18 protein-coding genes and 1 pseudogene are annotated in these 22890 nt (G+C 52.6%); 8 read left to right on the top strand and 11 right to left on the bottom strand.

What is annotated here, in order from left to right; all coding sequences use genetic code 11:
* Positions 1-79: 79 nt before the first annotated feature.
* The 6 genes and pseudogenes from cas3 to AKG43_RS13650 all read right to left on the bottom strand — a co-directional run.
* Complete coding sequence (gene cas3 / locus AKG43_RS07005) at positions 80-2599, bottom strand: CRISPR-associated helicase Cas3' (RefSeq protein WP_156300635.1); 2520 nt, start codon at positions 2597-2599, stop codon at positions 80-82.
* Positions 2600-2611: 12 nt separating this feature from the next.
* Positions 2612-3013, bottom strand: coding sequence for a CRISPR-associated endonuclease Cas3'' (locus AKG43_RS07000; RefSeq protein ID WP_054599852.1), 402 nt, complete (start codon positions 3011-3013; stop codon positions 2612-2614).
* A 303-nt stretch (positions 3014-3316) separates the two neighbouring features.
* On the bottom strand, positions 3317-3463 hold the full coding sequence (locus tag AKG43_RS13305; protein WP_082403013.1) for a lipoprotein signal peptidase: 147 nt from the start codon (positions 3461-3463) through the stop codon (positions 3317-3319).
* A 34-nt stretch (positions 3464-3497) separates the two neighbouring features.
* On the bottom strand, positions 3498-5519 hold the full coding sequence (locus tag AKG43_RS06995) for a DUF3488 and transglutaminase-like domain-containing protein (protein ID WP_054599865.1): 2022 nt from the start codon (positions 5517-5519) through the stop codon (positions 3498-3500).
* A 133-nt stretch (positions 5520-5652) separates the two neighbouring features.
* On the bottom strand, positions 5653-5904 hold the full coding sequence (locus AKG43_RS06990; protein WP_054599864.1) for a BolA family protein: 252 nt from the start codon (positions 5902-5904) through the stop codon (positions 5653-5655).
* Positions 5905-6278: 374 nt separating this feature from the next.
* Positions 6279-6425, bottom strand: a pseudogene (locus AKG43_RS13650) (signal peptidase); the annotation flags it as partial.
* 67 nt (positions 6426-6492) lie between these two features.
* Here AKG43_RS13650 and ftsE point away from each other — a divergent pair.
* Both ftsE and ftsX read left to right on the top strand, forming a co-directional pair.
* A complete protein-coding gene (gene ftsE / locus AKG43_RS06985) occupies positions 6493-7146 on the top strand; it encodes a cell division ATP-binding protein FtsE (RefSeq protein ID WP_054599851.1) in 654 nt (217 codons plus the stop codon).
* On the top strand, positions 7143-8057 hold the full coding sequence (gene ftsX / locus AKG43_RS06980; RefSeq protein ID WP_054599850.1) for a permease-like cell division protein FtsX: 915 nt from the start codon (positions 7143-7145) through the stop codon (positions 8055-8057). The genes ftsE and ftsX overlap by 4 nt, the downstream gene beginning before the upstream one ends.
* Positions 8058-8165: 108 nt before the next feature.
* On the opposite strand, the gene pyk is transcribed toward ftsX, so the two are convergent.
* The 3 genes from pyk to AKG43_RS06965 form a co-directional block, all read right to left on the bottom strand.
* Positions 8166-9638, bottom strand: coding sequence for a pyruvate kinase (gene pyk, locus AKG43_RS06975; RefSeq protein ID WP_054599849.1), 1473 nt, complete (start codon positions 9636-9638; stop codon positions 8166-8168).
* 275 nt (positions 9639-9913) lie between these two features.
* Positions 9914-11374, bottom strand: a complete 1461-nt coding sequence (locus AKG43_RS06970) for a surface lipoprotein assembly modifier (protein ID WP_082403009.1) — start codon at positions 11372-11374, stop codon at positions 9914-9916.
* Between the two features lie 121 nt (positions 11375-11495).
* Positions 11496-12338 carry a Slam-dependent surface lipoprotein gene (locus AKG43_RS06965; protein WP_054599847.1) on the bottom strand — a complete coding sequence of 281 codons (843 nt, stop codon included), beginning with the start codon at positions 12336-12338 and terminating at the stop codon, positions 11496-11498.
* 380 nt (positions 12339-12718) lie between these two features.
* Here AKG43_RS06965 and AKG43_RS06960 point away from each other — a divergent pair, with 380 nt between their 5' ends.
* The 3 genes from AKG43_RS06960 (at position 12719) to folD (ending at position 16650) form a co-directional block, all read left to right on the top strand.
* Positions 12719-13327, top strand: a complete 609-nt coding sequence (locus AKG43_RS06960; RefSeq protein ID WP_054599846.1) for a bifunctional 2-polyprenyl-6-hydroxyphenol methylase/3-demethylubiquinol 3-O-methyltransferase UbiG — start codon at positions 12719-12721, stop codon at positions 13325-13327.
* Between the two features lie 315 nt (positions 13328-13642).
* Positions 13643-15496, top strand: coding sequence for a Pycsar system effector family protein (locus tag AKG43_RS06955; protein WP_054599845.1), 1854 nt, complete (start codon positions 13643-13645; stop codon positions 15494-15496).
* A gap of 287 nt (positions 15497-15783) precedes the next feature.
* Positions 15784-16650: a bifunctional methylenetetrahydrofolate dehydrogenase/methenyltetrahydrofolate cyclohydrolase FolD gene (folD, locus tag AKG43_RS06950; protein ID WP_054599844.1), complete on the top strand. Its 867-nt coding sequence runs from the start codon at positions 15784-15786 to the stop codon at positions 16648-16650.
* A 136-nt stretch (positions 16651-16786) separates the two neighbouring features.
* Here folD and AKG43_RS06945 read toward each other — a convergent pair whose 3' ends face one another.
* Positions 16787-17206: an META domain-containing protein gene (locus AKG43_RS06945; RefSeq protein ID WP_082403008.1), complete on the bottom strand. Its 420-nt coding sequence runs from the start codon at positions 17204-17206 to the stop codon at positions 16787-16789.
* Between the two features lie 272 nt (positions 17207-17478).
* Here AKG43_RS06945 and murU point away from each other — a divergent pair, with 272 nt between their 5' ends.
* From murU to AKG43_RS06930, 3 genes are all read left to right on the top strand, one after another.
* Positions 17479-18177: an N-acetylmuramate alpha-1-phosphate uridylyltransferase MurU gene (gene murU / locus AKG43_RS06940; protein ID WP_054599842.1), complete on the top strand. Its 699-nt coding sequence runs from the start codon at positions 17479-17481 to the stop codon at positions 18175-18177.
* Positions 18178-18353: 176 nt separating this feature from the next.
* Positions 18354-20258 (top strand): 1-deoxy-D-xylulose-5-phosphate synthase, encoded by a 1905-nt coding sequence (gene dxs, locus AKG43_RS06935; protein ID WP_054599841.1) that lies wholly within the window; start codon positions 18354-18356, stop codon positions 20256-20258.
* Positions 20259-20503: 245 nt separating this feature from the next.
* Positions 20504-21283, top strand: coding sequence for a ParA family protein (locus AKG43_RS06930; RefSeq protein WP_054599840.1), 780 nt, complete (start codon positions 20504-20506; stop codon positions 21281-21283).
* Positions 21284-21408: 125 nt separating this feature from the next.
* Here the strand turns inward: AKG43_RS06930 and ftsY are convergent, their stop codons facing one another.
* Positions 21409-22779 (bottom strand): signal recognition particle-docking protein FtsY, encoded by a 1371-nt coding sequence (gene ftsY, locus AKG43_RS06925; RefSeq protein ID WP_054599839.1) that lies wholly within the window; start codon positions 22777-22779, stop codon positions 21409-21411.
* Positions 22780-22890 lie beyond the last annotated feature (111 nt).

The raw sequence follows: 22890 nt of genomic DNA, 5'->3' as shown, positions 1-22890 counted from the left end.
AAATGTGTGTTGAAACCATGAACGTATTTTGGAATATTCCATGATAAAAAACGCCCCTTCCCAATTAGGGGCGTTTCCTTTACATAACAGAACACTCAGGAGACATCAACCAATTGTCATCCATACTTGCCCCAAGCACCTCATCATAATAACCGACGTCCAGCACCAATAACCCTGCCCGTTCCACCACTGCATTTACTGGCAGCTTTTTCAACTCGTTTTCATGTACGGTAATCGTGTGGCGCTGCAACTTGCGGTATACCCATTTGTACTTTAGTGGATCACTTTCCAAATACGATAACCATGTCTCAAACGGCTCGGGTAAAGGTGGTTTATCCGTTTTTCCGAAGTGTTCATCGAGAGTAGACGGATAGCGCCGTTTTTTTAATATGTCTTCCCACTCCTCAACCGGCACCCCGTCCAGGCAATGTTTAAAAAATTCAGGCAGTTCATGTGTCTTAACGATGTTAGGAAGGTTTTCTCTTTCCTCCCAAACTAAAGGAATAAACGGCACAATCAGAGCCACGCCTTGACCATCAATCAAACGGAATTTTTCTGCGGCGGTACGGAATTTAATAGCCAATGGATTTTGTTCGCTGGGTTGCTCCATCATCAGATATGTGGAAATTCCGTGCTGATCACGCTCCCCTTTCTTATTGAAACGTCGAAAATATTCTGCAAATGCATCGGGCGATAAGGGATCGTTCAACAAACCTGCCGCCAGCATTTCCTCGGTAATGTCCTGTCCTTGTTTCAAACTGCCACTGGGCGCACCCTCCTCTGCTCGGAACACCACCACCTCTCCCAAACCCGGCAGCTTTCCTTCGCGATTGCAGCGCCCAGCCGCCTGCGCAATGCTATCCAAACCTGCCATGGCGCGATAAACCACCGGAAAGTCCAAGTCGACACCTGCCTCAATCAGCTGCGTACTGACCACCCAAAGCGGTTGCGCAAGTTTGCCATCGCCATAAAGCTGCAAATAGCGGCGAATCAGAGCAATTACTTCCGCCCGATGTGCGGCACACATATTGGCAGACAAATGCAGCTTGATGCCATCTGCAGGCAGGGCGGCAAACAACTTACGAGCATGTTTGCGCGTATTGACCACAGCCAGCACGCAATTGCGCTCCGCAATTTCATCACCAACCTGTTGCCAGCTTTTCTTGGGATCATCTTTTTCAGGTAGCCTAATGCGAACACGCTGCAAACGCTTTGCCAATGCAGCTTTATCCGCAATGATTTCGTAAACCTGCGGTAATCCCTCCAATAAAACTTTTCCAAAAACATCGACGTCCTTACCTAACTCGGGCGGTGTAGCGGTACACAGCACAAACGTCACGCCATAATCACGCGCCAACACTCGCATCACATCTGTAATCGGTTTTTGGAATGGCCGTGGAATTTGCTGCGCCTCATCTAAAATCACCACACTGTCAGCAATATTATGGATTTTCCGGCAACGACTGGGACGAGCAGCAAAAAGGCTTTCAAACAATTGCACATTGGTGGTCACAATCAGTGGCGCATCCCAATTTTCAACAGCAAGACGATTGCGTGCCGTTTCCTTTTTTTCATCCACCTCCAGATTGCTGTGATGCTCCAGCACCACCTCATCACCCAACACCTTGCGAAATACATTGGCATTTTGTTCAATAATACTGGTAAACGGAATCGCATAAATAATGCGTCTTTTATTAAACCTCAATGCATGCTTGAGTGCAAAACCGAGGCTGGCCAAAGTCTTGCCGCCACCAGTTGGCACCGTCAAACCAAAAAATGACTCATTCCATTCAGCCGCCTGAAAACATTGCATCAAAATTTGATTGCGTTCCTGGTTGAGTACAGAAGTCTTATCAGTCGTTGCTGCCAATGCTTCCATATACGCCTGATAGCGACTATGCAACTCCGACAACTCAGGAAAACTTGGTCGCAGGCCGGCTTGCCTTGCCATCTCCGCATCCGCATAGCCATTCATAAACGCTTCGGTATCCAAGAAATCGGCATCCACCAAACAAGAAAACAAAAACCGAATCCAGACATGAAGTTCGGCTAAAATTTTGTCGTTTTCCGCAAAAAACGACTGAAAATCTGCCAACAGATCATCATCGGAAAGATTTTGGATTTCCTCATCAAATCCAGCTTCTCTTGCTCCCAGCAACGCACTCTCTAATTCCTGATCCGCCTGTTGTAAACGATGCTTTAAGCCCCCTTTATCATTCCAATCTGCCAAACCCGCATGATGTCCAGCAATCAAATACGTCAATAAGTGCCCAAAAAATGGATCAAAAGCCCCCACCGCATACTTGGCACCCGCCGTCGAGTGCGAAATCTTGGCTGCTACTCCCCTTTCCTCCAAGTTTTCTAGATGAGCATCTTCTTTCTTAAAGCCACTGACTCTTTCAATATAATCCTGAAAAGCCGCTTGAAACTTGCCTAAATCATGCAGCAGACCTGCATAGTGAGCAAAGACTCTCCCTCGCGCACCAGCAAATTGAGCGGCAAGTTTGGCTACTTTTTGCAAATGTTTTCTGACATCATGAATTTGAAACTTGTTGATATCGCTAACGCGCACATGCGCCATAAATACTTTCATCGGCATCCACCATATTCCTTACTTATCTACTACCAAAGCGATACCATAATGAGAAGCAATACATAGCCCCAGCATCTGCCCGCATAACTCCCCTCCACCCTGACGAACGCCAAACTGCTTCAAACGGCAATAAACCCATTGCGCACCGGCAGTTGAGTGATCTACTTTCGCACCACCCGGCGTACTTTCTTCTTCGTCCAAGTCCGGATTAATCAAACCCGTGGCATCGTGAATGTATTTCTGGAATTTCAAAGAATACTTGCCGAAATCATGCATTAATCCCAATAGTTCACCCGACAGATCCAAGCCCAATTTCCCAGCCAACAGCTTGGCAATCGCAGCGGTTTCGGTAAGATGGGTGGCCACAGATTGAGGCGTATTATCGGAACGGCGGACGTGGGCAATAAAATGTTCAGCCATTCATCTTCTTCCTAATTAAATTAAATTTGCATAAAAAAGCGGCAAACCTTGACGCCATCTCTTCATAGTTAGAGAAAAGGCTTTGCAAGGTTTGCCGTTTTTGTTCAGGCCGGTTTTCGGCGGAATGGGCGTAGTAAGCTCGGATAGGCTGAGTATCCACAGACATTCTCCAATGTATTTTTATTATTTCTGCATTAACTATCAAGTGAGAAATATATCATAACGGTTTAAAATTTTGCACTCCCTTTCACTGCAAAAAAGAGGCCGTCTGAAAACATCGCTTCAATCAAGTTAAAGCTGTTTTCAGACGGCCTGAGACCTTTGCAAAACCCTCAGATGTGGATGCAGTTCAAGGCGTAGCAGCGCAGCGAGTGCAGACATATCAAATAGATAGGCAAACGAGCGAGCAGCGCACAACGCAGAAATGCGCCGCAGATGGGGGTTTTGCAAAGGTCTCGGCCTCTGTTGTATGAACTCTAGCAAACTAATGCTGCTGCCGGTATTGCTTTTTGGCGGCTTTCTTTGCTGCGCGATACCAGCGTTTTTGGGTGCGCAATGTCGGGCGGTCGGCGGCGTAGAGCCAGTGTTCGTATTGTTTGAGCAGGCGGGTGAGTTCGGGGTTTTCGATGCCGTTGCTGTTGAGCAGTTTTTGCAGTTCGCCTGCGCTCACGGCGGGAGCGGTTTCGTCTTCTTCGCCAAGCAAGGCGGTTTTGAGTTGTGTGAAGCCTTCGTTTAGGTAATCGCGTTCGCGGCTGCGGTTGCCGAACCACCATTTCAGCAGGGGCAGCAACGCCAAGGCCATGCCTGCGGGCAGCACCAGCAGTAGGGTTTTCCAGTTGAATCCGCCCAAGCCGAGCAGTTCGAAGAGGTTGTTTTGTTTGCTTTGATCGTAGTTCACCACCCATTGCTGCCAGTAAAATTGGCCGGTATCGCGCCAGCGGGCGAAGAGGCTGTGGCCGTCTGAAACCATTTTGCGTTCGGCTTCGGGCAGGGCTTGGCTGATGCCGCTTTCGGCACGCACGGAGGAGATGGCGGCGGTGGGATCGACGCGCAGCCATGCTTGTTCTTGCGGCAGCCACACTTCCGCCCATGCGTGTGCGTCTTTGGAACGGATTTGCCAGAATCCGGCTTGTTCGTTGTATTCGGCTCCTTGATAGCCGGTAACGACCCGTGCGGGCAATCCTGCGGCGCGCATCATCACGACGAAACTCTGTGCATAGTGTTCGCAAAAGCCTTGCTGCGTGTGGAACATAAATTCGTCGATGCCGTTGCGCCCGGGTGTGCGCGGCGGTTGCAGGGTGTAGCTGAATTTTTTGCTGCGGTAGTGATGCAGCACTTTGTCGATAAACTGGCGTTCGCCGGCAGATTGTTTGGCTAGGGCATCGGCAAGCAGGCGGGTTTGCAGGTTGCCTTCGGGCAGGCGGGTGTAGAAAACCCGTTCGCCTTCGGTGAGCTTGTGCGGCAGGGTGTCGCTCAACGATGCCTGCAAGGTGATGCGGCGCAAACCTTCGCGGCTGCGGTGGGCGCGTACAATCTGCCCCATTCGTTTGGTGAGGCTGCCGTGGAGCTGGCCGACGGGATAATCCAAAGCGGGCAGTGCGCCGTTTTGGTCGCGGATAATCATTTGATATTCGACGGTGCGTGCGGGGTTGGCTGCGCTGCGGGCTTCGTCTATATAGGTGTTGTCGAGCGCGCGCCAACGCACGCCGTCGAAATCGGCCATGATGATGGCGCGCCAATACATATCGCTGCGCTGCGGCTTGAGGCCGTCTGAAAAGGTGATGTTCGCCACCCATTCGTCGCTCTGCACCAGATTGCTGATGCTGCCCGGCTCCATCAAGTCGGACAAACCGGTTTTGGCCTGACCCTGCTGCGGCTGGGGAATGCGCCACAGCGGTTCGCTCAGCCGCGGCACGGCGGCAAACAGCACGGCGGCCAGCGGCAAGGTAAGCAGCAAGGCAAGGCCGGTTTGTTTGGCGGCTTCTTTCACATTCAAACCGCACAACACGGCAAAGCATACGCCCACCATCGGCAAGGCCAGCAGCAGCCACAGGCCGACGGTGAGGCTTTGGTCGAACAGAACCGACGAACCGATTAAAAACAGCATCGCCAACAGCAGCACCTGCCAATCGCGGCGGGTATTGCCTTCAAAAGCCTTGAGCATCACCATCAGCAGCAGAAACGACACCCCGCCGTCGCGCCCGATAACCGTGCCGAGCTGCTGCCACACCAGCGCACCGCCGATAACCATCAATAAAATCAATGCCGGCGCGGGCAGCTTGGCAATGCCCAAACGCAGCAAAACCAAGCGCAGCAGCCACATGCCGCCGAACACCGCCATAATCGCAACCGGCAGCGAAGACACCAGCGGCAGCGCAGTCCACAACAAAGCCAGAAGCACGGCGAAAGCAACAGCGCGCGGCGGCGGCTGTTTGAGAAAAGAAGGGTTGAGAATCAGCATGATAGCTTGTGATGTAATGTGTTTGGTTGGCGGGCGGTGCGGCATCTTTTGCCGGCCTGAAACCTTTGCAAAACCCATGTTTAAGGTTCGGCCTGCCCGCAATTATTTGTTTTAATCGGTTGCAGCGCACCCCGAGCGGCATTATCCCCTACACCGTTCGGAGCGTTGTTCAGACGGCCTAACCGCCCTGTTTCGCCGCCCATTCTTCAGGCGTTGCAGCCGTCGTAATCGACAAAGCATGCAATTCATTGCTGGCGAGCTTGTCGGCCAAACCGTCTTTAATCAGGCGGTGGCGGGCAAGGCGGGCTTTGCCTTCAAATTCAGACGATACGATTTGGGCAAAGAAATGATGGCCGTCGCCTTCAACTTCTACATATTCGCAACGGGCAACGGCTTCAATCATATTTTTAACTTGTTCGGTGGAGAGCATGGCGGTTCCTTTCAAAAATCGCTGTTCAGACGGCCATAAGCCTTTGCGCAAAGCAAGGCCGTCTGAAAAATAAGTGTGCATTATATAGGCAGGCATAAGCAAACAACAGACACAAACCCCAAACCTAACCCGTTAAGAGCACCCAAACCGCCCAAACTCCCACCCAGCCGCACGCTCCCGCACGGCAACTGTTCCCCGCAAGCCCCGACATACCGCCGATACACCCATACCCGAGCCGCCCGCCGCACACAAACCGCACCCGCCCAAACTGCATACAGAAAACAACAAACTCCCTGCCGCGCCGCTGCGCAATAAAAATATTCCGCCTGCCTAGCGCGGCTGAAGCACGGCGGATTATTCGGTATAATCGCACCCTGATACCTTTGCAAAACCCTCAGATGTGGATGCAGTTCAAGGCGTAGCAGCACAGCGAGTGCAGACATATCATGCAGATAGGCAAACGAGCGAGCAGCGCACAACGCAGAAATGCGCCGCAGATGGGGGTTTTGCAAAGGTCTCAGCCTGAGATTTCAGCCTTCTTTTTCAAACGGCCTATGCCGTCTGAAACCACTTTCAACGAGAAAAGCTATGATTCGTTTCGAGCAAGTTTCCAAAACCTATCCCGGCGGTTTTCAGGCATTGAAAAACGTCAGCTTCAAAATCAACAAAGGCGAAATGATTTTCGTGGCCGGGCATTCCGGTGCCGGCAAATCCACCATACTCAAGCTCATTTCCGGCATTACCAAGCCCACCCAAGGCAAAGTATGGATGAACAACCAAGACATCGGCAGCCTTAACGACAACCAAATCGGCTTCATGCGCCAGCATATCGGTATTGTGTTTCAAGACCACAAAATCCTGTTCGACCGCAACGTGCTGCAAAACGTATTGCTGCCGCTGCGCATTATCGGCTACGACGCCAAACAGGCCGAAAACCGCGCCCGCATCGCCATCGAAAAAGTAGGCTTGGGCGGTCGCGAACTTTCCGACCCGATTACCCTTTCCGGCGGCGAACAGCAACGCCTGTGCATCGCCCGCGCCGTTGTGCACCAACCCAGCCTCCTGATTGCCGACGAACCCTCCGCCAACCTCGACCGCGCCTACGCCCTCGATATTATGGAACTCTTCAAAACCTTTCACGAAGCAGGCACCACCGTGATTGTGGCCGCGCACGACGAAACCCTGATGGCCGACTACGGCCACCGCATCTTACGCTTGCAGGAAGGCAGGTTTGCATCATGAACCATTACCTGTCGCTCCATCTCGAATCCGCCGCCAACGCCGTCAAACAACTGTGGAAACAGCCTGTCGGCACCCTCCTGATTCTCGTTATGCTGGCCATCGCCATGACGCTCCCGCTCACGCTCTACCTCGGCGTACAAAGCTCGCAGGCCGTGCTGGGCAAACTCAACGAATCGCCGCAAATCACGCTTTATATGGAACTTGGCGCCGATGCGGGCGATACCGAAGCCGTCCGAAACCTGCTCGCCAAAGATGCGCGCATCACCAAAAGCGAATTTATCGGCAAACAAAAAGGCTTGGAAGAACTCCAAACCAGCATGGGCGGGCAGGATTTAGTGTCGATGCTCGATGAAAACCCCCTGCCCGACGTTTTCATCGTTACGCCCGACCCCGCTACGGCACCCGCAGAAATGGAAGCCCTGAAAAACGATTTGGATCAGCTGCCTATGGTCGAAAGTGCCAGCTTAGACACCGAATGGATGCAAACGCTTTACCAAATCAACGACTTTCTGCACAAAATCTTCTGGTTTTTGGCCATTACCCTCAGCGTGGCGTTCGTTTTGGTGGCGCACAACACCATCCGTCTGCAAATCCTGAGCCGTAAAGAAGAAATCGAAATCACCAAACTGCTCGGCGCACCCGCATCATTTATCCGCCGACCGTTTCTCTACCAAGCCGTATGGCAAGGCATCTTAGCCGTCGGCGTCAGCCTCGCCCTGTGCGCCTGGCTCGTCAACGCCTCACAGCCGCTGATCAACCGCATCTTCAAACCCTACGGCCTGCATATCGACTGGCGTTATTTCCACTTTTGGGAAGTGCTGCTGATTTTGGCCGTGGTGTCCGCACTGGGCGTTGCCGGAGCATGGCTGGCCACGCAGCAGCATTTGCTGGGTTTCAAAGCCAAGAAATAATGCAGCTTCATTAAAAAACCTTTTCTATACATAAGGCTACAAAAACCGAAAGGCCGTCTGAAAATTTTTCAGACAGCCTTTCGGTTTTTATATACGCAATGCCCGATCTCAACCGCGCACGGTAGAAACTTGCAGCATATTGGTCGAACCGCTTTCGCGCATACGCGAACCGCTGGTAATGATGTATTGGTCGCCTGCGGCCAATACTTTGCGCTCCACCAGCGTTTTTTCCACTTGATCCAAAGCGGTATCGTGGTCGGTGCTGGTTGCCAAAATCATGGGACGCACGCCGCGGTACATCGCCATACGGCGTTGGGCGGAAATGCTGGGCGTGAGCGCGTAGATCGGCAGTTGGATGCTGTGGCGGCTGATTTCGAAGGCCGTCGAGCCGCTCTCGGTTAAGGCAACAATGGCGCGGGCATTCACGGCTCGGGCAACGTGAACCGCGCCGCCGGCAATCGCCAGATTGGTGCTTACCGCGTCTTCGCTATGCTCTTCGCTCACACCGTTGAGCGAATCTTGTTCGGCTTCGGCGGCAGCACAAATCAGAGCCATTTGGCGCACGGTTTCAAAGGGATACGCACCGATGGCGGTTTCTGCCGAACACATCACCGCATCGGTTCCGTCCAACACGGCATTGGCTACGTCGCTCACTTCGGCGCGGGTCGGCACGGGGTTGGTGATCATGCTTTCCATCATCTGCGTGGCGGTGATGCTGAAACGGCGCAGCTCGCGGGCGCGGCGGATCATGCGTTTTTGCAGGGCGGGCACGGCGGCATTGCCGACTTCCACCGCCAAATCACCGCGCGCCACCATGATGCCGTCTGAAGCCATAATGATTTCATCCAAATTGGTAATGGCTTCCACCCGCTCGATTTTCGATACCAAACCGGGGCGGACGGCATCGCTGCCCTGCATTTCCTGCTCCACCAAACGGCGGGCGGTGTGCAGGTCTTCCGCCGATTTGACGAAGCTGACGGCAAGATAATCGCAACCGATGGCGATGGCGGTTTTCAGATCGCGGAAGTCTTTTTCGGTCAGCGCACCGGCAGAAAGCCCGCCGCCTTGCTTGTTGATGCCTTTATTGCTCTTGAGCGTGTGGCTGTTCAACACGGTGGTCAGGATTTCGCTGCCGTTAACGTTGTCAACAATCAAGGTAAGCAGGCCGTCGTCGAGCAGCAAAATGTCGCCCGCTTTCACGTCTTTGGGCAAGTCGCGGTAATCGAGGCCGACGCGATCGCGGTTGCCCTCACCTTCCAATGCGGCATCGAGCAGCAGTTTTTCGCCGGCGGCAAGTTTGATGCTGCCGCCTTCGATTTTACCTACACGGATTTTCGGGCCTTGCAGGTCGGCCATAATCGCCACTTCGCGGCCTGCCAATTTGGCGGCTTCGCGCACGATGCGGGCGTTTTCTTGATGAAATTCGGGCGTGCCGTGGCTGAAATTGAAGCGGACGACATTCAAACCGCCTATGGCAATCATATCTTTCAACAGGTCAACATTGTTGCTGCCCGGGCCGAGGGTGGCCACGATTTTAGTATTATGGCGGATGCGGGTTAAATCGCGTTGTGAAGCACTCATGGCAAACATCCTTTCGATTGCGGTACGTTTTGTGTTATGTGCAAAGTGTGTTATGTGCAGAATTTTAACCCGAAAGCCGACTATTTGTTGGAAAATTACAGATTTTTATGATTTAAGCTAAATTTTTCGTGCGCCTGCCAAGCCGAAACGCCGGCGGCATTTTTTCTTATTTTATTTCGGTTTTTTAAATGCTTAAATTCCATTACCCCTTTATCGGCAGCAAAAGGCCGTCTGAAAGATTATTTCAGACGGCCTTGATTGAATGACGGCAGGGTTTAGAAGGTTTTTTGCAGAGCCAAGCCGATTTCGTTCTGTTTGTAGCTGTTTAAGCCGATATTGCCGTTTACTCTGCGGTGTTTGACGCTGAGCACGGGTTTCAAACCGGCAATCTTCCAGCGGTCGGCAGTCAGGCTGGCAAGATAAATCTGTTCGTTGTCGCGGCGGCGGTTTTGGAAAAAGGCTTCGTATCCGTCGTGCGTGCGGCGGCGCAGGGTGGCGTTCAATCCCGCGCTGAAACCCTGACGGAATATTTTCACCGCACCAAGCCGTGCAGAAGCCTGACGGTAGGCGTAAACGTCGCTCGCCGCCGTGCGCCGCTCGAAATCCAAACCGGCATACAGCAGCATATCGTTGCGCGGGAGGTAGGTTAGCGTATTGTTGACGGAAACTTTATGGCCGTCCAAATGGTTATAGCGGTCCACATTATCGAGACGCGCCCACTCTACCTCGCTATTCCACTGCCAGTTGGTGCCGTCTCTTTCCCATTCGCCGCGCACGCCGTAACTGCGTTGATCGGTTTTACCGCCGCTGCTGCTCCATTCAAACACCGGAGCAAGTATCAGGCTGTCGCGGTGGTTTTCAAACTGGTAGCCGGCACTCAGATTGGCGGTATGCGTGCCGTGCTCTTTTTTATTGCGGTAAACCGTTCCGTAGGAAATGCCCCGCGCGGTTACGCCGTGATGCCCGCTGATTTGCCATTGACGCACGGCGGTGGCTTCATATTTTGCACCGAAGCCGCTCTCGACGGGGTCTGCCTGCAACAAGCCGGAGCATTCGCCTGCGATGATGTCGCCCACACACCATTCTTTACCTGTTCCGGGGCTGTGGTTGATGTTGCTGTTCCATACGCCGCCGATTTGTACCGACCCGCGCCATGAATTGCGTTGGTTTAAGGCCGTCTGAAAAGAGGCAATGTTTTCGCGAACACTTTCGGGCAGATCCGGCGCCCGGGCAATCTGCACAAACTGCGATTGGGCTTCACGGTTCAGATGGCCTTCATACAGCAATCTGGCCAAATCAAGGCGGCCTCGCGTGAAATCGGGCTGGCGTTCGAGCAGGGTTTCGTAATGCTGCTTAGACTGTTTCCATTTGCCCTCGGCACGGGCAAGCGAAGCACGCGCCAACAAGGCAACATCTTTATCGTGATCGGTTTGCTGCTCATACTCGGCAAGCAGCCGGCGCGCCTTGGGCCAATCACTGTGGTTGACGGCATCGTATAATGCCGCGCCGGTATCCTGAGGCTCCATTTCGCCGCCGCTCAAGGCAGCCTGCGCCGCCGCATCTTTTTCCCACACTTCGCGCTCCTGCGCCCTGTCCATTTGACGGGTGTTCTGCCACAAACGCTGTTGGATATCGTCTTGCGTGAAAGCATGAGTCCGGCCGGCTTGGCGGGGAAAGTCTTGTGCAAAGGCAGGCCAGCACACGGCCAAACACAACCACACTGTTTTTCTTGACATAATCTGCACCTAAGAATGTTCAGATAATAAAAATCCGCTTATTTGATATTATAAACAAATAAGCGGATGGGTTGGATCAGGCTCTCGGAGAATCGTTCTCGTCAAGCCTGTTTATCCTGACTTACTTCTTCACACCGCCGAACGCAGTGTTCAGGTTCGGGTTGGTTTTGAACTTGGCTACACCGGCCAGGCTTGAAGCGCCGTTACCGAAGAAGTTACCGTCAACTTTACCGGCGTGGCCGTTAGCAAAAGCGTAACCTTCGAATTCTGCATCTTTGGTGTCGATGTAAGAATGAATGTTCATGTTAACCGCAGAGTTTTTCAACGAACCTGCCAAGGTACGGGCACCGAAGTCGGCTTTCAGCGTACCGGTCATCAAGTTATTGCCCTTGTAGTTGTTGAAGCCTTTAACCGCGTAAGTGGCAGTACCGTAAACAGGCATGTTTCTGGTGCGGCTGTCGCCTGAGTAGTAAACTGCGCGGTTAGAACCTTTGGCAAACTCGCGGCCTACCCACTCACCGTATTGTACGCTCGCACCGCCGCTGCGGATGCTGTTGAACGTAAACTTACCGATGTTTTGGCCGGTGTAGTGGTTTTTGGCAACGATGGTTTTCACACCGTTACGGTCAACATTGGCTCGGTGTTGATCCAAAGATTTGTAGTAAATGCCTGATTGGTAAGCCGCGCTTTTCAGCAGCTTTTTGTTTACTGCTTCAGATTCGGGCTTGGGCAAAGCAGCGCGGGCAGCTTTGGCAGCTTGTTTGGCTGCTTTTTTAGCCGCTTTGGCAGCTTGTTTGGCCGCTTTCTTGGCAGCTTTGTCTTTCAGGTAGTTATTGTAGTCTTGGTTGTAGCTGGGCTGGTATTGGCCGTAGCTTTGATAATCATTGTAATCATAAGCGTAAGCACCGGCGCTTAAAGTAGCTGCAAGCAAAACCGCTGTGGTTTTTTTCAGATTGAGTTTCATAGTCGTATCCTTTTCATCAAGTAACAAACAAAGTCAGCTTCATAACAGCTGGGGCAACAATCTTTTTGATACCGCATATAGCCATATAGCCGCATTCAAACTTTTGCTGTTCCGAACCGGTGATGCCTTTTGTTTGATTAGCATTGTAGGGGGCAAAACTTAGGTTAAAATTAGCTGGATTTTAATTCTGGTAAAGATTTATACACTATTTGTATCCTACTGATTGCTTTAATTAATTTACCTGATTGTATTTACCTGAACAGGCCGTTTTCATGCCAAATGAAAGGCTGTTTTTTTCTATTTGTCTGTGTGGTCGGAACGGTGCGGAAACAGGCCGTCTGAAACACCAGCAAACCGTTTTTATTTTTAGGAGAACATTTATGTCGCAATGGGATGAACGCTACCAAACCGAAGAATATGTATTCGGTACGGAGCCGAACGAATTTATCGCCCGTATCCGTGCTTATCTGCCTACGCAGGGCAAAGCATTGGACTTGGCCACCGGAGAAGGACGCAATGGCATCTTTCTCGCCCAACTGGGCTTGAAAACCGAAGGTGTCGATATGTCGTTGCGCGGTTTGGAAAAAGCACAAAAACTGGCACAACAAAAAGGGGTGGACTTCACCACCCGCATGGCAAACATTACCGAAATGGATATGCCGCCCGAACACTACGCCGTTATCACGTCGGTATTCTGTCATTTTTCCGAACCCGAACGCACGCGCACCATGCAGCGTATTGTGCACGCGCTGCAACCCGGCGGCCTGTTTGCCGGCGTGTTCTACCACCCCGACCAAATTGCCTACGGCACCGGCGGCCCCAGCGACCCTGCGCTGTTGGGCACGCTGGAAGAAATGCAACAGGCTTTATCGGGCTTGGAATGGTTGGTTGCCGAACATTCCGTCCGCGAAATGAACGAAGGCAGCCGCCATCAAGGCATGAGTTCGGTTATCTGCCTGTTAGGCAAAAAACCTTCGTCCGGCCAATAAACCCCGTCGGCATCCGCAATACCCTATGCAAACCCGACAAACCAATCTCCGGCCTTTTGCCGGAGATTTTTTACGGCAGAAGCTTTTGTCCGAATATTTTCTTGAAAAATAAGTATGCAGATATGAAACAATTACTTTCAATTATGGTCGTAATCTGTTGTAACAAACTATTTTGCCTGTATTTTGTAAACAAATGTTATGCAAGATGCAATGTTGTAAATCTGATTGACCTTCTTTGTTCGAGACTAAGATACTTCCGTCATTTTAGCTTCGACTCTACAACAAGAAGATTACCCGACACACTTAAGGTATGCCATGACAGAATACGACAACACCCGTTCCGAAAAACCGGCACAAAACGACGACTTAATCCATACTGACAACACCCCGAACGGGCAGCCCAACCACAATATGGATCACTTGGCTGTTCAGGAACCGGTTTTAATGTTGGAACATTTAGAAAATGAAAACCATGCCGTGCCGACACAACCGGAAGATGCGCTATTAAACGAATCTGCCGATGAAGCCGCTGCGGCAAAAAAAGCAAAGAAAAAATTGCTGAAAGAGCAACGAAAAGCCAAAAAAGAGCCGAAAGTTCAGCCCGAAGAAGAACCAGTATTGCAATTGGGAACGGCAAAAGGCGTGGAAACGATGTTCCGCAATGCCTTCCGTACCGAAATGGAACTGCTGGCATTGGCGGCAACCAAAGCCAACATCATGATTTCGCTCAACGGTTTCATCGTATCCGCCTTAATGATTTCCGGCGCATTCATTTTTTCAACTTCACCCGACTTTCTCGTGCCGGCCGGCATCTTTATGACAACAGCGGCGGCCTCTATCGTTTTTGCCTTATTGTCGGCCTCTCCCGAACGCATGGGTAAAATGCGTGCCACCGTTGAATGGCTGAAAGACTTATTCAAACGCAAAGCGTCGCTGAAAGATTTCAAGGCTCGGGTATATGAGCCTGAAGCCCACTTTGTGAATGAATCGCCCAATATCCTGATTTATGAAGACCGCGTCAAAATCTCCAAAGACCGCTATTGGGAAATGATGCAGGATATTATGGCTAACCGCGAAGAAGTATATAAAAAAATGAGTGAAGAGCTTTACTGGCTCGGATCGTTGGCAAACAAACAGTTCAAATACCTGAATATGTCGTATGCCGCTTTCCGCTGGGGCTTGCTCATCTCAGTGTTGGCTTTCATTACGATCAAAACCCTGCCCAATGTGGTGCCGTCGATGCGTGCCGACAAAGCCGCCGCAGAACTGCGCAACCTCGGCATCAATTCGTTCACGGGCTTATACGAGCCTTCGGCAGTACAGCAACTGCCCGACGGCCGCCTGTTGGTGGTAGAAGACGAACATTCTCGCGCAGCCAGCATCGTATCGTTTAAGCCGGACGGCACTTTAGACGAAAACGAATCGGTTGATACCCGTATTGTCCGCGGCTTCAAGCGCAAACTCAGCGACTTGGAAGGCCTCACCTTGGATAACGACGGCTATGTTTACGCCATTACCTCCCATTCCCGCAACAGAGAAGGCGTGCGCCGTCCCGACCGCGAGCACTTTATCCGCTTCAAAATCCGCGGTAACGAAGTGGTTGAATTGAGTTCGTTTAACGGTTTGGTGGACATACTCGAATCATCGGATCAAGTAGAACAGCTCATCCGCAGCAAAATCGGCACCATGTTGGATTTCAAAACCATCAATATCGAAGGTTTGGCTTACGACCCCAACAAAAACCGCCTGCTGCTGGGTTTCCGCGATCCCGAGTTCAGCGATAAATCGATGATTCTCTACATCGACAACCCTAAAGAAATGTTTGAGCAAAAAGCCAAACCCAACTTTGTCGATGTTGCCTTCTTGGATATTAAAGGCGGCGGTATCCGCTCGATAAACTATGATGCCGTATTGAAATCGTACATCCTGACCAATGAAGTAAAAGATGAACAAGGCAAGAAGTTTCCGCAGTTTTGGTTGTGGAACGGCGAGCCTACTTCCGAGGCCAAACCCATCGACTTGCCTAACATGAGCCACATGACCAACGTCGAAGCCGTCGATTCTGTTAAAGTAAACGGCCAAAACCGTTTGATCTTCATGAGCGACGACGGCGACGCCACCAAAAATATCGGCGGCAAATATATGATTGTCGAATACGATAAGTTTTAAGAGCTTGTTTAAAGTGCCGGCTTTGTTCAAACAAACCGGCAAATAAAAAAACACTTGGCATTTCATTGCCAAGTGTTTTTTTATTCAAGTATCTATCCCGAGGCCGTCTGAAAATATAGTCAGAGACCTCTGCAAAACCCCCAGATGTGGATGCAGTTCAAGGCGTAGCAGCACAGCGGTGCAGACATACATATATGAGGCTAAGCGAGTGTGCAGCGCACCAGATGAAAAGCGGATTCAAAAATGCGATAATCCGCACCTGTCCCCAATCCACCAAAGGAACCAACATGACCGCGCAGCTGATTAACGGCAAAGAGATCTCCCAACAGCGTTTAGAAATCCTCACGAAAAAAACGGCCGAACGCCAATCTGCCGGCTTGCGTGCCCCGTGTTTGGCCGTGGTTTTAGTAGGAGACGACCCCGCCAGCGCCGTGTATGTGCGCAACAAAAAAACGGCATGTGAAAAAGTCGGCTTCCGGTCGCTTTCCTACGAGCTTCCCAAAGAAACCACGCAAGAAACCTTGTTGAAATTGGTAGATGATTTAAATGCCGATCCCGAAGTCGACGGTATTTTGGTTCAGCTTCCCCTACCCGCGCAAATCAACAGCCAAGCCGTATTGGAACGCATTTTGCCACACAAAGACGTAGATGGCTTCCACCCCTACAACGTCGGCCGTCTGGTTGTCAAAATGCCCCTGATGCGGCCGTGCACCCCCAAAGGCGTGATGACTTTGCTGGAAGCCTACGGCATAGACCCCAAAGGCAAAAAAGCCGTAGTGGTGGGAGCATCCAATATTGTCGGCCGGCCTCAGGCGCTCGAACTGCTATTGGCGCGTGCCACCGTAACCGTTTGCCACAGCGCCACACAGAATTTGGCCGAAGAAGTGGGCGCCGCAGACATTGTGGTTGTCGGGGTCGGCATACCGAATTTCGTTAAAGGCGAATGGATTAAACCGGGAGCGGTCGTGATTGATGTCGGCATCAACCGCTTGGAAAACGGCAAACTGTGCGGCGACGTGGAATTTGAGGCGGCCAAAGAACGTGCCGCCATGATTACCCCCGTGCCGGGCGGAGTCGGCCCGATGACCATCGCCACTTTGCTGGAAAATACTTTGCAGGCGGCAGAACTCCATGATGCGCCTGCCGCGCAATAAGAGCGGCATAGTCAATAAACTTTATTTCTGCTACTGCGTTGCCGCCTTGTATCAAAAATAAGTTTATTGGCTACAAACCTTATTCAGACGGCCTTTCCTATTCGGAAAGGCCGTTGCTGTTTTATCCTTCGGGCAGTTAATTTCCTTTAACCCTTTCGCCGCGCAAAAGCGTTTTTCCTTGCCGGTCGAACATCTCGATGTGTTGGCCGACAAAACGGTAACTCCGCACCAAAGGTAGAATGCGCGTCAGTTGCTGTTCCGTAGCGGCATCGGGGCAAGCCATTAACGTAGATGCGATACCGCCGAACTGCAATTTTTTGTCGGACGACGCAATATAACGGCCGAATACGCGGTTACAGTCGGTGCTGATGCTGAACGCCTTGTCTTTACCGTCCAACATCATCACTACCTCCGGGCGAACCGTTTGGCCCTCTGCTTCTTTAATCTGCCACGAGCCTTGCAAGGGCTGGGTATGGTTGCCTAAGGGCACCGCAACCGAAGTGGTGCATGCACCGATTAAAAACAACGGCAATATCAATCCGAATCGTTTCATCATTTACACCTTTCTATGCTATGCAGGGAAATTTGTATCTGTTTGCACTCATTTGCTGCCACAGTCTATCGACTTCACTTTATATTACGGCGTTGCTGCGCCTTGAGCTGCATCCGCATCCGAGGGGGTGGCAAAAGCCTCAGTTAATATGTTAACTAACATATTACCGAGATTTTCCTGCAAAACACATGACAAAAACTTAAAAAAACGTAAACCTTATTTTCAGACGGCCTTTGTTATACAATCCCAGCCGTTCAAACCGATACGGATTCAACATGAAAGCCATGATTTTAGCCGCCGGACGCGGAGAACGTATGCGCCCGCTCACCGATTCCTGCCCCAAACCCCTGCTCAAAGTAGGCGCAGAACCGCTCATCGGCTGGCATCTGCGGCGGCTGCACGCCGCAGGCATACGCGAAATCGTGATCAACCATGCTTGGCTGGGCAGCCAGATAGAAGATACGCTGGGCACGGGCGCGGCATACGGCGTAGAAATTGCCTATTCCGCCGAGGGGGAAACGGGTTTGGAAACCGCCGGCGGCATTGCTACGGCCCTACCTTTGCTGGGCAGCGAACCTTTTTTGGTTATCAACGGCGACGTATTGACCGACATTGATTTTCAGACGGCCTTTAACGCCGCCCAAACCCTGCAACAGGAACAAAAGCTGGCACATTTATGGCTGGTGCCCAATCCGGCTCATAACCCGAAAGGCGATTTCGCGCTCAACGGCAACGGTGCTGTTCTTTCCGAAAGCAGCGAAGGCACGGCCTTAACCTTCAGCGGCATGGGCGTTTACCACCCGGATTTGTTCCGCAATACCCCGCCGCGCCAAGCCGCGAAACTTGCCCCCTTGCTGCGCCAAGCCATGAATGAAGGGCTGGTGTCGGGCGAGCGGCATAACGGCTTATGGCTGGATGTCGGCACGGTTGAGCGCTTGGCAGAAGCCGACGAACTCGCCCGCCATTGGGCATAAGGATTGATTCAGGCAAATACCCTTGCCGAAAACAGCCGAAACCCGCACCGCCGTGTTTCGGCTGTTTTCCTGCCGGTGAGTTTGCCGTTGCGCGCCCCATTTCCGTATCCCGCCACAAGAATCTCTTGTTATAATCAGCCGTTACCGTAGCAAACTCCATAGAAAAAGACCCTACCATGAGCCAAACCCCGTTACTCGACACCATCGATCTGCCGCAAGACCTGCGCCGTCTGAACAAAGACCAGCTGCCGAAAGTAGCAGCCGAATTACGCGCATTCCTGCTCGATTCTGTCGGCAAAACGGGCGGACATTTCGCCAGTAACCTCGGCGCCGTCGAGCTAACCGTTGCCCTGCATTATGTGTACGACACGCCCAACGACAACTTGGTTTGGGATGTCGGCCATCAAAGTTATCCGCACAAAATCCTCACCGGCCGCAAAAACCGCATGGGTTCTATGCGCCAATACGGCGGTTTGGCAGGTTTTCCCAAGCGCGGTGAGTCGGAATACGACGCATTCGGTGTCGGCCATTCTTCCACATCCATAGGCGCGGCGCTCGGCATGGCGGTGGCCGACAAGCTGGCGGGTAACGGCAAACGCAGCGTAGCGGTAATCGGCGACGGCGCGATGACGGCGGGTCAGGCGTTTGAAGCCTTAAACTGTGCGGGCGATATGGAAATCGACCTGCTGGTAATTCTCAACGACAACGAAATGTCGATTTCCCCCAATGTCGGCGCGCTGCCCAAATATCTGGCGCGTAACGTTGTGCGCGATATGCACGGCCTGCTCAGCACCATCAAAGCGCAATCTACCAAAGTGCTCGACAAACTGCCCGGCGCGTTGGAAATCGCTCAAAAAGTCGAACACAAAATCAAAGCAATCGCCGGCGAAGCGGAGCACGCCAAGCAATCGCTGTCGCTATTTGAAAACTTCGGTTTCCATTACACCGGCCCCGTCGACGGCCACGACGTTGAAAATCTGGTGGAGGTGCTGCAAGACTTGCGCGCCAAAAAAGGCCCGCAGATTCTGCATGTGATCACCAAAAAAGGCCAAGGCTACAAACTCGCCGAAAACGATCCGGTAAAATACCACGCCGTGTCCAACCTCGCGAAAGAGCCTGAAAAAGAACCTTACAAACCTGTGCCGCAACCCGCCGCCAAACCCACCTACACGCAGATTTTCGGCAAATGGCTGTGCGATCAGGCCGCCTCCGACCCGCGCTTGGTTGCCATCACGCCCGCCATGCGCGAAGGCAGCGGTTTGGTCGAATACGAACAAAAATTCCCCGAGCGTTATTTCGATGTCGGCATCGCCGAACAGCACGCCGTTACCTTTGCCGGCGGCTTGGCCTGCCAAGGCGCAAAACCGGTGGTGGCGATTTATTCCACTTTTCTGCAACGCGCCTACGACCAACTCGTCCACGATATCGCCCTGCAAAACCTGCCCGTGATGTTTGCCGTTGACCGCGCCGGCATCGTGGGCGCAGACGGCCCCACCCACGCCGGTTTGTATGATTTGAGCTTTTTGCGCTGTGTTCCGAATATGGTCATCGCCGCCCCGAGCGATGAAAACGAATGCCGCCTGCTGCTGTCCACCTGTTACCAACTCGATGCGCCGACCGCCGTGCGTTACCCACGCGGTTCGGGCATCGGTGCAACGGTTTCAGACGGCCTCGATACCGTACCCGTCGGCAAAGGCGTTGTCAGACGCGAAGGCAGCCAAACCGCCGTTTTCGCTTTCGGCAGCATGGTTCAGCCCGCGCTGGAAGCCGCCGAAACGCTGGACGCAACCGTGGCCGATATGCGCTTCGTGAAACCGCTGGACGAAGCATTGATTCTCAAACTGGCGCAGTCGCACGATTATCTGGTGAGCGTTGAAGAAAACGCCGAGCAAGGCGGTGCAGGCAGCGCGGTGCTGGAAGTGCTGGCGAAGCACAATATCTGCAAACCCGTGCTGGTTTTGGGCGTGGCCGACACCGTTACCGAACACGGCGACCCAAAAAAACTGCTCGACGACTTGGGCTTGAGCGCAGCGGGCGTATTGCAGCGCATTCAAAAATGGCAGGCAGACTTAAGCCGTTGAAACTGCCGTCCAAGCGCTAATCACAATCAGACCTTTGAAAAAACCCGGATGTGGATGCAGTTCAAAGTGTAGCAGCGCACAACGCAGAAATGCACCGCAGATAGGGTTTTGCAAAGGTCTCACCATATCCGCTTGCCCATATAGAGAAGGCCGTCTGAAACCTGTTTTTCAGACGGCCTTCATACCATTCGGGCGCAAATAACGGTACAATTCACCCCAATTCAAATATCACACGGGTGTCACAGATGGGCGCAAACATTATCGCCGTTGCCAACCAAAAAGGAGGCGTCGGCAAAACCACCACCGTGGTCAATCTGGCCGCATCGCTGGCCGCCAAAAAGAAGCGGGTATTGGTTATCGACTTAGACCCGCAGGGCAACGCCACCACCGGCAGCGGCATCGACAAAAGCAATATTCAAAACGGCATCTACCAAGTGCTGCTGGGCGATTCCGACATTAAAAACGCCTTAATGCACAGCGAATCCGGCGGCTACGACGTACTCGCCGCCAACCGCACACTGGCAGGCGCCGAAGTCGAGCTGGTGCAAGAACTCGCCCGCGAAATGCGCCTGAAAAACGCGCTGGCCGACGTTGCCGACGACTACGATTTCGTGTTGATAGACTGCCCGCCCACCCTCACCCTGCTCACCCTCAACGGCTTGGTGGCCGCCAACGGCGTGATTGTGCCGATGGTGTGCGAATACTACGCGCTCGAAGGCATTTCCGATTTAGTCGCCACCGTGCGCAAAATCCGCCAAGCCATCAACCCGCGCTTGGACATTATCGGCATCGTCCGCACCCTTTACGACAGCCGCAGCCGCCTTTCGCAAGAAGTGTCCGAGCAACTTCAAGCACATTTCGGCCCGCAGCTTTTCAACACCACCATCCCCCGCAACGTGCGCCTCGCCGAAGCCCCCAGCCACGGCATGCCCGCGCTGGCTTACGATGCCAAAGCCAAAGGCACGCTGGCCTATCAGGAATTGGCTAAAGAGCTGTTGAAACGGGGGGGAGCTGCGGCGAAATAAAGCGAAACAGCTTTTACACTAACGGATTAAGCATACCGAGCTAACAGTCTTCTGCCGCCATCATACAATCAAGGCCGTCTGAAAACTTATTTTCAGACGGCCTTATCTGTTGTTTCTCAAACTAATCAGTCAAACAAAGCATCCACAAACGCACGCGCGTCAAACGGGCGCAAGTCGTCTATGCTTTCACCCACGCCGATATAGCGCACCGGAATCGGGCGGTTGGAAGCCAGCGCGGCGAGAATGCCGCCTTTGGCCGTACCGTCGAGTTTGGTAACAATCAGGCCGGTAACGTCCAGCGCATCATCAAACGCAACCACTTGATTAATAGCGTTTTGGCCGATATTCGCATCCAACACCACGATGATTTCGTGCGGGGCGTCGGGCATGGATTTTTGCAGCACGCGTTTTACTTTTTTGATTTCTTCCATCAAATGAAGTTGGGTCGGCAGGCGGCCTGCGGTGTCGGCCAGCACGATGTCGATACCGCGCGCTTTGGCGGCTTCGACGGCATCGAAGCAGACAGCGGCGGAATCGCCCGTGCTTTGCGAAATCACGGTCACGCCGTTGCGCGCGCCCCATTCCTGCAACTGCTCGCGGGCGGCGGCACGGAAAGTATCGCCCGCCGCCAGCAGCACCGACTTACCTTGCGATTGGAAATATTTGGCCAGTTTGCCGATAGAAGTGGTTTTGCCCGCGCCATTGATGCCGGCCAGCATAATCACAAAAGGCTGCCCGTTGTCGGGAATCACCAGCGGTTTCTGCAACGGCTTGATCAAATCGTAAATCGCGTCTTTCAAAGCGCCGCGCAACTCGTTGCCGTCTTTCAAACCGCGCAGCGACACGCGTTTGCGCACGTCTTTCATCAGATATTCGGTGGCTTCCATGCCCATATCGCTGGTAATCAGAACGGTTTCCAGCTCTTCATACAGGTCTTCGTCGATCTGGCCGCCGCCGAATACGCCGGCCAGCGATTTGGCCATTTGGTCGCGCGATTTGGTTAAGCCTTTTTTCAAACGCGCCGCCCAACCGAGCTTGGCTGGTTCGTCTTCCTCCGTCACAGGTTCGGCAGGCTCGTCGGCAGCGGCAACCACCGGCGCAGTCATCGTGGCGATACTGTCGGGCAATCTCAAAGCATCGGCCAATTCGCTGCTGTTGAGTTCGGCCGCCTCTTCCACCGGTGCGGCATCGCCTTCGGGTATCGGCGAAACGTGGATTTTGGCTACCGGCGCATTCGGATCGTATTGTTCGGGCAACTCGCTGCTGCCGGAAACCACGTCCGACACCAATTGGTCGAGTACGCTGCTTTCTTCATGTTCTTCTACCGCTTCAAGCTGGGTTTCGGTCAGCGGTTCGAGGGTTTCGGGAGTGGAAATTTCAAGGGCGGACGGCTCGTCCGCATTTTCGGCAGCCGCTTCCGATACCGGCGTTTGCACAGGTTCGGCAACGGTTTCGGCAGTTTCCTGTTTTTTCTTGCGTTTAAAGAAGCTGAACATGGCTTTCCTTGTTTGAAAAAGTGGTTTCAGACCTGAATTGTAACGTATTTTCAGAGAATGCCAATCCGCCCAAGCAGAGAAACACGTCGGCGGAAAATAAGTTATATCGGT

The sequence above is a fragment of the Neisseria sp. 74A18 genome (assembly GCF_001308005.1).
Lineage (GTDB): Bacteria > Pseudomonadota > Gammaproteobacteria > Burkholderiales > Neisseriaceae > Neisseria > Neisseria dumasiana.
Note: the sequence above shows the minus strand (reverse complement) of the source record. Positions and strands in the feature narration are given on the sequence as shown.